The sequence below is a fragment of the Pacificimonas sp. ICDLI1SI03 genome (assembly GCF_054740865.1).
In genome coordinates, this window is record NZ_JBSQAU010000001.1 from 1,219,254 (window position 1) to 1,231,411 (window position 12,158).

Annotated in this window: 11 protein-coding genes; 8 read left to right on the top strand and 3 right to left on the bottom strand. The window is 60.8% G+C overall.

From position 1 onward, the window contains the following. Position 1 precedes the first annotated feature (1 nt). Entirely contained in the window at positions 2–145 is a 144-nt protein-coding gene (locus tag ACSMXM_RS06060; protein ID WP_460314868.1) for a hypothetical protein, read from the bottom strand. A 144-nt stretch (positions 146–289) separates the two neighbouring features. On the opposite strand from ACSMXM_RS06060, the gene wecB reads away from it, so the two are divergent. Further along, positions 290–1,384, top strand: coding sequence for a non-hydrolyzing UDP-N-acetylglucosamine 2-epimerase (wecB, locus tag ACSMXM_RS06065; protein ID WP_460314870.1), 1,095 nt, complete (start codon positions 290–292; stop codon positions 1,382–1,384). 5 nt (positions 1,385–1,389) lie between these two features. Further along, positions 1,390–2,577, top strand: coding sequence for a TIGR04063 family PEP-CTERM/XrtA system glycosyltransferase (locus tag ACSMXM_RS06070; RefSeq protein WP_460314872.1), 1,188 nt, complete (start codon positions 1,390–1,392; stop codon positions 2,575–2,577). A 353-nt stretch (positions 2,578–2,930) separates the two neighbouring features. Here the strand turns inward: ACSMXM_RS06070 and ACSMXM_RS06075 are convergent, their stop codons facing one another. Beyond that, on the bottom strand, positions 2,931–4,775 hold the full coding sequence (locus ACSMXM_RS06075) for a TonB-dependent receptor plug domain-containing protein (protein WP_460314874.1): 1,845 nt from the start codon (positions 4,773–4,775) through the stop codon (positions 2,931–2,933). A gap of 76 nt (positions 4,776–4,851) precedes the next feature. Between ACSMXM_RS06075 and ACSMXM_RS06080 the strand changes: the two genes are divergently transcribed. Further along, the gene (locus tag ACSMXM_RS06080; RefSeq protein ID WP_460314876.1) at positions 4,852–6,972 is read left to right on the top strand and encodes a PQQ-dependent sugar dehydrogenase; all 2,121 of its coding nucleotides are present in this window, start codon (positions 4,852–4,854) and stop codon (positions 6,970–6,972) included. On the opposite strand, the gene ACSMXM_RS06085 is transcribed toward ACSMXM_RS06080, so the two are convergent. Next, a complete protein-coding gene (locus ACSMXM_RS06085) occupies positions 6,969–7,316 on the bottom strand; it encodes an arsenate reductase family protein (protein ID WP_460314878.1) in 348 nt (115 codons plus the stop codon). The two genes, ACSMXM_RS06080 and ACSMXM_RS06085, sit on opposite strands and share 4 nt — an antisense overlap. Positions 7,317–7,369: 53 nt before the next feature. On the opposite strand from ACSMXM_RS06085, the gene ACSMXM_RS06090 reads away from it, so the two are divergent. Genes ACSMXM_RS06090 through ACSMXM_RS06110 form a run of 5 tightly spaced genes read left to right on the top strand, consistent with a single transcriptional unit; the run spans position 7,370 to position 12,144 of the window. Further along, positions 7,370–7,993 (top strand): DUF938 domain-containing protein, encoded by a 624-nt coding sequence (locus ACSMXM_RS06090; protein ID WP_460314880.1) that lies wholly within the window; start codon positions 7,370–7,372, stop codon positions 7,991–7,993. A gap of 54 nt (positions 7,994–8,047) precedes the next feature. Further along, positions 8,048–9,469 (top strand): circularly permuted type 2 ATP-grasp protein, encoded by a 1,422-nt coding sequence (locus ACSMXM_RS06095; RefSeq protein WP_460314882.1) that lies wholly within the window; start codon positions 8,048–8,050, stop codon positions 9,467–9,469. Next, positions 9,469–10,404: an alpha-E domain-containing protein gene (locus ACSMXM_RS06100; RefSeq protein WP_460314884.1), complete on the top strand. Its 936-nt coding sequence runs from the start codon at positions 9,469–9,471 to the stop codon at positions 10,402–10,404. Before ACSMXM_RS06095 ends, ACSMXM_RS06100 begins: the two co-directional genes overlap by 1 nt. Beyond that, positions 10,404–11,267: a transglutaminase family protein gene (locus ACSMXM_RS06105; protein ID WP_460314885.1), complete on the top strand. Its 864-nt coding sequence runs from the start codon at positions 10,404–10,406 to the stop codon at positions 11,265–11,267. The genes ACSMXM_RS06100 and ACSMXM_RS06105 overlap by 1 nt, the downstream gene beginning before the upstream one ends. A 16-nt stretch (positions 11,268–11,283) precedes the next feature. Beyond that, the gene (locus ACSMXM_RS06110) at positions 11,284–12,144 is read left to right on the top strand and encodes a peptidase (RefSeq protein ID WP_460314887.1); all 861 of its coding nucleotides are present in this window, start codon (positions 11,284–11,286) and stop codon (positions 12,142–12,144) included. Positions 12,145–12,158: the final 14 nt, after the last annotated feature.

Here is a 12,158-nt window from a genome sequence, read left to right on the forward strand (position 1 = left end):
GTCAGCGTCCGCGATTTTTGCGCGTTTGATTTTTCAACGGATTTTTTCGCTTCTGCCTTGCTTGTTCATTCTCGAATTTGAGCACCTTCCACAGGAAGACGGCCATCATTCCGTGGGCGGCGAGAAGAGCAAGATTGTCGATCATGGGGCGGTCGCCTGAACCCGAATTGCGGGCAATTGCCCTTAAGATTGCCGTAGCATAGCGGCATTATGTTGCCGTCAGGTTTACAGCCTCGCGCTACCTCCGCATAGGGGGTCCCGCTCTCATTATCAGAAGGCCCCTACGATCATGCCCGCAATCGTCCATCTGATCGCCGCCGCCCGGCCCAATTTCATGAAGGTCGCGCCGCTTTATCACGCGCTCGCCGGGGCGGACGACTTCACGCCTGTCCTTATCCACACCGGGCAGCATTACGACGCAAACATGTCCGACGACATTTTCGAGGATCTAGGTCTGCCGAAGCCGGATCACCACATGGGGGTCGGCTCCGGCAGCCATGCCGAACAGACGGGCAACGTCATGATCGCATATGAAAAGATCGCGATGCAGCAGCGCCCCGACTGGCTGGTTGTGGTCGGCGACGTCAATTCGACCGCTGCCTGCGCCATGGTGGGGGCAAAGCTTCATATTCCCGTCGTGCACCTGGAGGCGGGGCTGCGTTCGCGCGATCGCGGCATGCCAGAGGAGATCAATCGCCTGGTGACGGATGTGCTGTCCGACGTCATGTGGACCCCCTCCCCCGACGGCGACGAGAATTTGGCCGCAGAGGGAATTCCCGCCAGCCGCGTCACCCGCGTCGGCAATATGATGCTGGACAGCCTGGAGATCATCCGGCCGAAACTGGACGCGGAGAACAGCGCGGCGAAGTTCGGTCTGACCCCCGGAAAGTACGGCATCGTGACTTTGCATCGTCCGTCCAACGTCGACGAACGCGACAAATTCACCGCCATATGTCACCAATTGGCGGAGGCGGCGAAGCATGTGCCGCTGATTTTCCCCATGCACCCCCGTACGAAGGGGAAAATGGCGGAGTTTGGACTGGAGAGCGTTCTGACCGACGCCGGCATCCAGATTGTGCCGCCGCAAAGCTATCTGCCCTTCATGTCCCTGATGAAAGACGCGGGCATCGCCATTACCGACAGCGGCGGATTGCAGGAGGAAACGACCTATCTGGGCATTCCGTGCCTGACCCTGAGGGACAATACAGAGCGGCCCATCACGATCACGCAGGGCACCAACCGGCTGGTCACGGCTGAAACGCTGCTTTCCGAACTGAAGGCGGCGTTTGCCGCCGACGCGCCCGCGCCGATAAAGCCAGAATATTGGGATGGCGCGACCGCTGGCCGGTGTCTTGACGACCTGCGGCGCCGTACTGCGGCGTAAAGCCAGTGAAAATCCTGCATGTCCTTGACCACTCGCTGCCGCTTCACAGTGGCTATTCCTTTCGCACACGGGCGCTGGTCGAGGGGCAGAAGCGGCTTGGCTGGCACCCCATCATGGTCACGACGCCGCGCCATACAGGGTCGGGGCCGGACCCGGAGACCGCCGAGGGGCTGACATTCTACCGCTCGCCCACCGCTGGACGGCTCCCCCTGCTGGGTGAACTGAACGCGACCGGCAAAAGGGTCGCCCAGTTGATCCGCCAGGAGCGTCCGGACATCGTTCATTGCCATTCCCCGGTTCTGACCTTTCTGGGTGCCCAGAAGGCCGCCCGCGCAGCGCGCCTGCCGCTGGTCTATGAAATCCGCGCCTTCTGGGAGGATGCAGCGGTCGGCAATGGCACCGGCACGGAGGGCGATTTCAAGTTTCGCATGACAAAGGCCATGGAAACCAGTGCCTGCCGACAGGCAGATGCGGTCGGCGCGATCTGCGAGGGGCTGCTGCACGACCTTAAGGGTCGCGGCATCGATCCCGCCAAGCTGTTTACCGTTCCCAATGCCGTCGACCTGGAGCAGTTCGGGACGCCCGTTCCAAAGGACCATGCGCTTGCCGCAGAATTGGGATTGGCGGATGCGGATGTTGTTGGGTTCCTTGGTTCCTTTTACGATTATGAAGGACTGGACGACCTGATCGCCGCCGTGCCCCGACTGACAGCCGCCTGCCCCAAAGCCCGCCTGCTGCTGGTCGGCGGCGGACCACGGGAGGACGCGCTGAGGGCGCAGGCCGCCGCACTGCCAGAGCCGGACCGCGTCATTTTCACCGGCCGGGTGCCGCATAATGAAGTCGACCGCTATTATTCGCTGGTCGACGTGCTGGCCTATCCGCGCAAGCCGATGCGCCTGACGGAACTGGTTACCCCGCTGAAGCCGCTGGAGGCCATGGCGCAGGAAAAGATGGTCGCCGCGTCGGACGTGGGTGGCCATCGCGAACTGATCGAGGACGGCGTGACCGGCACCCTGTTCCGCGCGGGCAGCAGCGACGCGGCAGCCGACGCCCTGATCCACCTGTTCGCGAACCGGGACATATGGCCGGGCCGTATTCGGACGGCGAAGAATTGGGTTGCGGCAAATCGAAACTGGGATCGCACCGTTCAGAATTACGTGCCTGTTTACGAACGGCTAAGCCGCAAGAGCTAGAAAGCCGGAACCGCCAAATCCGGGCGTTTCCAGCCCCGTATGGCGAAGTGGACAGCCCCTGTGCGGTTCCGCAAACCGGACAAAGTGCACACTCAGCGCGCGCGCGGGCGCGGCGGACGCTGACCCGGCGCGTGACCTGACCGATGATCCACCGCGACGAGTAAAACCAATGAAATGGTGTCGTCCGAAATCCTATTTTTCAAACAAATTTCATCAGTTCGTGACGATTTCTTCTAGCCTGTGGCAAGACGGACACCAATCTGTGCGGTTGGTGTCCGCTTCCCTGCAAGGCTCGTGTCCGCTTCCCTACATGGCGGCAGGAGCAGCTTTGTTGAGGACCGCGAATCGACCGGTCAGAACCTGACCCCGGCGCCAATGCTGGCGGTTATGCCGAGCGCGGGGACGCCGGCACTTTCCTGATAGGTTTCGTCGAACAGATTGCGCAGCTGCGCGCGAACGAACAGGCTGTCGGTGACGGGCACCTCTGCCGCCGCGTCGACGGTGACGAAGCCGCCCAATTCCGTGACGCCCGTCGGGATTGAGGAATCCACGCTGTCGGATGCACCCAGGAGGGAAAGGGCAAGGTTCACGCCGTTCTGCCATGCCCGCGAGACATACAGGCTGCCCTGCCATTCCGGACGGCTGCGTAGAGACGGCGTTCCCGGCGGCACATCGACGTCCAGCCAGGACACGGTCCCCCGGATCGACCATGGCCCCAGATAGATATCGGCCTTTGCCTCTGTGCCGCGCGTATCGACCCCTGCCCGGTTGACGTTGGTGAACTGTGCGGGGTCGAAATCGATCAAGTCGGTATAGCGCGTGTCGAAATAGGTCAGCGTGACACGGCTGCGGGTTCCCACCATCTGGCTGATGCCCGCTTCCCAGGTCCGGCTGCGCTCTGGCCGCAGGTCGGGATTCGCCAGCAATGGATAGGCCAGCGCGAAGAGGCTGGGGAGCCTGTAGCCCTCAGCATAGGAGGCGAAAACCGATGGCCCCGCCAGGGCAAGCTGCCATTCCGCGGCGGTACGGAAGGTCCATTCGGCGGACAGATCCTCGGGATCGTCCATGCGCACACTGCCAGTCAGCGCAAGCCGCTCGACGGGGACAGTCGTGGCCTCCGCAAAGACGCCGACGCGTTCCCGTGAAATATCGAAGGCGGTGGGCACCATCATGCCGAAATCCACCATGCCTTCGCTGTCGCCCGTTTCCCGGACAAAGCCCGCGCCAGCCGCAACGGAAAGGATCTGGCCAGCATCCCACCTGATCGCGGCATCGGCCTGGTAACGGTCGAATCGCGTGTCGCTGGTCAGCGCCGGAACGGCATCGAACACGCCGGCAAAGATCGCCGGCGTGTCGATCTGCGCATCCGTCCGCGACCAGCTGGCACGCAATTCCGGACGCAGAGCGCCTTTGGTTGCCACGGCATCGACAGCCATCAATGTAAAGCTGCCCTCCCGCTGCTCTCGCTCGCGATTTGCAGCGAGGAGAACGCCGCCGCTGTCTTCTGGAAATGCAGAGCGGTCATGATCGCTGCGCAGCGCCGTCGCGCCCAGTGCGACCGGCCCTGCCGACGCCGTTGCCCGGCCGATGAATTGCGTCCTTTCGAGGCCTGACTGCTGTTTCTCGCTGAACCGGTCATAGCGATTGGCACCAAGAAGAATTCCGCCATCACCGATCGGCACGGACAGCGTGCCGGCCAGATCGCTGCCACCATCAGTGTCGAAGTCGGCGGACAGATCGCCGGCCAATGTTTCCCCAGGTGAACGCAAGCGTATGTCAACGACGCCCGACAGCGCCTCGGCACCCTGCACGGCGGACAAGGCACCGGGCACAATCGCGACTTGCTCCACAAGATGCGGCGAGAGCTGGGAAAGGTCGAAGCCACCCCCCTGTGTGTTGGTGGGATCTGTCACCAGTGCCCCTTCGAGAAGGACGGCAGTGAAATTCGGTTCGCCACCACGAAGGGCCAGATAGGTGCTGCCGCCAAGTCCGCCCTTGCGAAAGGCGCGGACGCCGGACGCGCGCGAAAGCGTATCGGTCAGGCTGGGTGTATTTATCGCCGCCAGATACCCCCGTTCCAGAACCGTCGCGCTGGGCGCGGGTGGTGCCGTCCGTGCGGCGGACACCACGACATCCGGTTGGGCAAAAGCGGGTGCAGCAAGCAGCGTCGCCGCTGCAATGGCAAAACGCACGGTCATCATTATTCCTTTTGTAGTGAGGTTCGCCTATGGGCGCGCTATGGCCCGGCGACGGTAGAGGAAAGAGGATCGCTTCATGGCGAAACGCGCTGCAATATTGGCACTTCAAATGCTGCTCGTCACCCTCGGCGTTCGCCTGGGCGCGGAAATGGCGCAATCGGTCAGAATCATTCCAAAGGCGCTGTTGCACCTGCCGGAGGTCGTGTTCGGCGCGGCGGACATGCGTACCGTCATCCTTAGCGTTTTTGTCGCCGTCCTGCTGGCATTCATCGCCAATCGATTCATCAATGGCTGGGACATATTTGCCAGCGCGCGACGGTTCGCGAAGGAGCTATACGCCTTTCTGACGGGCATTATCGCCGCATCGCTGTACCTGTTCCTACTTACCGGTGTGAACTTTTCGCCGGAACTACTTCTCGACGCGACCATATTCAGTGTCCTGTTCCTGCTGATCGCCTTTGCGATCGTGCGTCATGCGCGGAAGGTGGAGAGCGCGCCGAAGGCGTTCGGCGCGGCGTTCATCAATATCTTTACCCTGCTGAAATCGCCCTGGGCATGGCTGGTGGTCACATTCGCGCTGACCCCGGTCGTGATGGCGTACAAATTCACGACCGACCGCGATTTTGCCGCTGCTGTCACGAATCTGCGCGTGTCGGCCAATTCCGCCAGCGATCTGCCCTACACGCTGGTCAATGCGGTCGGTGACACCCGGTTTGAAACGCCCATCATGGTGCAGTTCGCCGACAGCGACCCATCGACAATGTATGTGCTGGAGCGGAACGGGCGACTGTATCGCACCGATTATCCCAGCGGAATGAACAAGACGCTGCTGCTGGACCTGCGCGCCGCCGTGGGCGACGTGGAAATGGAAAACGGCGCGCTGGGATTCGACCTGCACCCGCAATTCGGCACCGACAGCGAAAACAGCGCCTTTCTGTATGTCTATTACACCGAATTCCGCGCCGATGGGCAAACCAACCGCCTGGAGCGTTACGACATGTCCCCGTCGACAGAGGAGGAGCGCCGCGCGACGCGCCTGCCGCTGATCGCGCAGGAGCGGAACGCAGATGGCTATCATAATGGCGGGTCGGTGGAATTCGGCCCCGACGGCATGCTGTATCTGGCGCTGGGCGAAGCATCCGACGCCAGTTGCCATCAGCGCATCGATTGCGGGTTCAAGGGCGGCATTTTCCGCATCGATGTCGACATGCAGGGTGGCACGATTTCGAAGCCGATCAGCCGCCAGCCCGAAAACGGCAGCAGCGCAAATTATTACGTCCCTGTCGACAATCCCTTCGTCGGCACGCCCGATGCGATGGAGGAATTCTGGGCACTGGGCCTGCGCAACCCCTTCCGCATCGGATTTGACAGCGAAACCGGCGAATTATGGGCGGGCGAAGTCGGCTCTACTGTGTGGGAGGAGGTAAACCGCATTGAAAAAGGCGGCAATTACCAGTTCCCCTATATTGAAGGCCGGGAAGTTCAGGACGGCAAAACGAAGCCCGAGACAATCATCGGCACCGAACATCCACCGGTCTACACATATAAGCACACGGCATTCCTGCGCTCCGTGATCGGCGGATCGCCCTATCACGGGTCTGTCGTGGCAGAGGCGGATGGACATTATGTCTTCCTCGACAATTATTCCGGGGAGGTCTTCACACTGCCGCTGGATGCGGAAACCGTTGAGACGGTCGATGTGCTGGCGCGCGCCAAGAATGTCGCACAACGCGGCCCGACCAGCCTGATCCAGGCACCCGACGGCAATATCCTGATCACCGTCATGGGCGACAATGACCAGCCGACCGGAATGGTCGCAAAGCTGGTTTCATCCGACAGCGATGAGGGCGAAGCCGCCGCGGAAGAGGCTCGCGTCGCGGAGAATGCCGCCCCCGCCACCGCACCGCTGAGCCCCGCGCAGGTCAACAGCCTGTGGGGTACGAACTGCGCCCGTTGCCACGGTGCAGAAGGCAGAGGCGATGGTCCCGATTCACAGGAACTGGGCGCCTATGTCCCCGACTTCACGGATCCGAATTACCACAAATGGCGCAGCGACGAGGCCCTGAAGCAGGTGCTGATCGGCGGCGGCAGCGCGGTCGGACAATCGCCGATGATGCCGCCGTGGGAGGGCGTGCTGTCCGACCGTGAAATGGACAGCCTGATCCAGCATGTCCGCGACTTCGAGGATGAAGGCTAGGCGAGGAAGCTCTCAACCTCGCTGGCCGGACGGCAAAGGCGGGCGCGGTCACCGTCTATGACAATGGGGCGATTGATCAGCACGGGATTTGCGGCCATCGCGTCGAGAATCGCGTCCTGATCGTCCGACCCTCGCAAACCGAGGTCCTGTGCCAGCGCCTCCTTCGAGCGGAACAGGTCCGTTGGCTGCATGTCGCCGTTTGCCAGTACGCCCGCGATTTCTTCTCGGCTGGGCGGTTCCTTCAGATATTCCCGCAGCACATATTCGTGCCCATTATCGTCCAGCCACTGGCGCACCGTGCGCGCGGTACCGCAACGGGGATTGAACCAAAGCGTTACGCTCACCCTTAATCTCCTTAATGGGATAAAGGGACCGAACTACAGCAAGGGCGATCGGCATGACAAATGATCAGGAATCTGTAGCGCTGCGGTCTTCCCCAGCGGCGCTTCGCAACCGGCAGCCGATCGCCGATGTTTTGGAGGGATTCCTGCCAGATGGCGGCCGGGTTCTGATGGTGGCCGAGGGGTCAGGCGAACATGCCGTCTATTTCGCGCGCCGGTTTCCGCACCTGCAGTGGCTGCCGACCGACCGGGACGAGGAGTCGCTTGCCTCCATCGCGGCATACCGCGCGGCGGAGAAACTGGACAATCTCGCCGCGCCGACCCTGCTGGATGCGGCGAGCGGTGGCTGGCCGTCAGAAAGCGTCGAGGCGATCCTGTGCATCAACATGATCCACATCTCGCCATGGTCGGCGACCATTGGCTTGATGGAGGGCGCGTCCCGGAATCTGGCAGGGGGCGGTCATCTTTATCTGTATGGCCCTTTCTTGCGGGACGGCGTTGCGACCGCGCCGTCGAATCTTGCTTTCGATGAAAGTCTGAAGATGAGAAACCCCGACTGGGGCATACGCCGACTGGACGACGTGGTGACGCTGGCAAAAGCGAAGGGGCTGACACTGGAAGATGTCGTTGAAATGCCTGCAAACAACTTGTCGGTTGTTCTTCAACGGAACAATGCGTGACGTTCATTTTGCTGCGCTGCGGAACTTTGTAGCTGCGCAGCGCTTGATATAGCGATGCCATTGCAAGAAAATTTCAGTGAGATGTATGGGACCAGCGGCGAAGTCCGCGCGCCCTATGCCGGTTTGTCCGAATGGCTGAGCGAAATGTCTGTCGAGGAACTGGCCAAGCGGCATGGCGCCGCTGAGCTCGCCTTTCGGCGCATGGGAATTACCTTTGCCGTCTATGGCAGCAATCAGGGCGATGAAAAGATCATCCCCTTCGACGTGTTGCCACGCATCGTTTCCGCCAGCGAATTTTCCGATCTGGAAGCCGGCATTGTGCAGCGCATCAATGCCCTGCAAATGTTCCTGGCCGATATTTACGGGCCGCGGGAAATATTGAAGGCGGGCATCATCCCGCCGGAACTGGTGCTGGCCAATCCGCAATTTCAGCCGGCCATGACGCAGATCAAACCGCCGGGCGGCATCTATTCCCATATCAGCGGCATCGACATGGTCCGTACCAAGGACGATTTCTTTGTGCTGGAAGACAATCTCCGCACTCCGTCGGGCGTTGCCTATATGCTGGAGAACCGGGAGGCGATGCTGCGCCTGTTTCCCGCCCTGTTCCAGGAACACCGCATCCGGCCGGTCGACATCTATATCGACTATCTGCAGGACATGATCCGCGCCGTCGCACCCAAATCTGCACGGGGAGAGCCGACCGCCGTTGTCCTGACGCCGGGTTCGCTGAACAGCGCCTATTATGAGCACAGTTTCCTCGCCGACCGTCTGGGCATCGAGCTGGTCGAAGGGTCGGATCTGTTCGCCGATAATGGCTGCATGTACATGCGCACGACCGAGGGACCGCAACGGGTCGATGTGATCTATCGCCGGATCGACGACGACTATCTGGACCCGCTGGCTTTCCGCCCCGATTCCATTCTGGGGATCGCGGGCCTGATGGATGCCTATGAATGCGGCAATGTCACCATCGTCAACGCCCCCGGCACCGGCGTGGCGGATGACAAGGCGATCTATTCCTATGTCCCCGAAATCGTCGAATTTTATACCGGTGAGGCGGCGGCGTTGAAGAACGTCGAGACCTATCGTTGCCGCGAGCCGGATGCGCTCAAATATACGCTCGACAATCTGTCGGAACTGGTCGTCAAGCGCGTCGATGCGTCGGGAGGATATGGCATGTTGATCGGTCCTGCAGCCACGCGGGCGGAGATCGACGAATTTGCCGAGCGCATCAAGGACGATCCCGACGGTTATATCGCGCAACCGACCCTGTCGCTTTCCACCTGCCCCACGGTCGTCAGTTCGCAGATTGCCGAACGCCACGTCGATCTGCGCGCATTCGTGGTGTCGGGCGCGGAAAAAACCTGTGTGGTTCCCGGCGGTCTGACGCGGGTTGCATTAAAAGAGGGATCGCTGGTGGTAAATTCCTCACAAGGTGGCGGCACCAAGGACAGCTGGGTGCTTGCAGACTGATGCTTAGCCGTTCTGCCTCATCCCTGTTCTGGCTTGGCCGTCATGTCGAGCGCGCCGACTTCATGGCGCGTCTGATGGAGGCTGCCTATCGCTTTGAAACGCTGCCACAACCGGACAAGAATTCCGGCTGGGCAAGCGCGGTAAAATCCTCCGGCACTGCCGAGCTGTTCGACGCGAAGGATGTGCCGCCAAATCGGGATGCCGTGACGCAGTTCCTAGCGCTGGATCCCGATAATCCCAGTTCGATCCGTTCCTGCGTCATGAAGGCGCGTAACGATGCGCGCATCGTCCGTGCAGCCCTGACGCGGGAGGCGTTCGAAACCCTGAACCAGGGGTATATCGAATTGTCCGAGCGCATCAGCCAGAAGGGCCGGCCGGTGGACATGGTGAACTTGGTCGACCGGGTGAAACAGGAGGTCCGCAACTTTGAAGGGGCCATTTGGCGGACCCTGGTTCGCGGAGAGAATTTCTGGTTCATCCGGCTGGGAACGCTGGTGGAGCGCGCCGACAATACCGCGCGCCTGCTGGACGTGAAATACCACACGCTGCTGCCTGAGGGAGAGGCGGTTGGCGGCGCACTGGATCAGGCGCAATGGACCGCCGTGTTAAGGTCGGTCAGCGCGGTGACCGCATATCGTCACATCTATCGCCAGAACCTGAAACCCTGGCTGATCGCCGACCTGCTGATCCTGCGTGAAGACCTGCCGCGTAGCTTGTGCCACTGCATGGAGATCACCAACGAATATCTGCAGGATCTGCGCGCGGCGCACGGACGGGTCGGCCCTGCAGATCGCCTGGCAAAATCAATCCTGATGGACCTGAGGCGCACGGACGTGGACGAGATCTACAAGAAGGGGCTGCACGAATTCCTGCAATCCTTCATCAACGACAATAACCGGCTAAGCCGACAGATCGGGGAGCAATTTTCGTTCTGATGCGCATCACGGTCAGCCATATCACCACCTATCGTTACAGCCTGCGCCCCAAGCGGGTGATGCAGTTGCTGCGTCTGACACCCGAAAGCTTTGAGGGGCAGAACGTGGGGAAATGGTCGGTCGACCTGAACTGCGATGCCAGGTTGCGGTCGAAGCGAGATGCGCATGGTAATATCGTGCATCTACTGACCGTCGATGATGTGCCAGATGAGCTGACAATCACGGCGGGCGGTACGGTCGACTGCGAAAATACCAGCGGCGTGACGGCGGGACTGGCCGACCCCCTGCCCGCGCTCGTTTATTTACAGACCACCGATCTGACCAAACCCAACGCCGTCATCACTGAATTTGCGAAAGACGTGACATCAGGGACCAGCAATCAACTGTCCCAGACGCACAAGCTGCTTGCCGCAATATATGAACGGATGACCTTCGAAACGGGCGCGACAGATGTCACCACCAGCGCCATCGAGGCATTCGAGCGGCAGAAAGGCGTATGCCAGGATCTGGCGCATCTGTTCTGCGCAGCCTGCCGCTCCCTGGGGATACCGGCACGCTATATTTCGGGACATTTGTTTCGTCAGGATGGGATGAACGATCAAAGCGCGTCGCATGCCTGGGCGGAGGCACATGTGAACGGTCTGGGCTGGGTCAGCTTCGATCCCGCACACGGAATTTCGACCGACGAACATTATGTGCGGATAGCGGCAGGCATGGATTACCGGCAGGCGGCCCCCATCGTTGGAACCCGAACGGGCGGAGGCATGGAAACGCTGGATGTTATCGCCAGAACAGGCGCCACCCCCCTTCGACAGTCGCAAAAGCAGACGATGGGCGCTATGAGTCAGTCGCAACAACAATAGTTCGCGAAGGGCTTTCATGACATATTGCGTAGGGATGCGGGTCGACGCCGGGCTGGTGATGATGGCGGATAGCCGCACCAATGCAGGCGTCGATAATATCAGCGTTTATCGCAAGCTGCATATTTATGACCGGCCGGACCGCTTCGTTGCGATATGCACGGCCGGCAGCCTGTCCGTAACGCAGGCTGCACTGTCGCGTCTGGACGAGGGTCTGGAGATGGAGAAGGGCGACGAAGAACGTGCCACCATCGATAATCAGCCGAACATTTTTCGAATAACGCAACTGGTGGGACAGGCCCTGTATCGCAGCCGCAACGAGGTTCGTGACGCGCTGAAAAAGGACGGCATCCGCTCTGGAGCATCGATATTGCTGGGGGGCCGTGTGGGGCGGGAACCGATCAAGCTATTCCGCATCTACGATGCCGGAAACGCCATCGAATGCCGCCCGGAGAACCCGTTTCTTCAGGTAGGCGAAATCAAGTATGGCAAGCCGATCCTGGACCGCGCGCTCAGTTACGATACCAGCATGAACGAGGCGACGAAGATCGGCCTGATCAGCTTTGATTCCACCATGCGGTCGAACCTGGCGGTCGGACTACCGATCGACATGGTCATGCTGCGCGATCACGAAGGGTCGAAGCCGATCGAACATACGATCGAGGAGGGCGATAAATATTTTACCCGCCTGTCCCGTACCTGGTCGAACAAGTTGCGAAGCGCGACGGCGAGCATCGAAAGGCCGTCCTTCGTTCCCGAGCGCCCCAATGATGAGCCCCGCGACGCCGAGGAAGTCACGCCGCCGAAACGTAGAACGGTCGGCGTACCGCAAGCGCAGGAACAAGAGGAAACCGATAATACGCGGCAACAGCAGGGCTGAGCGGCACCGGCCCG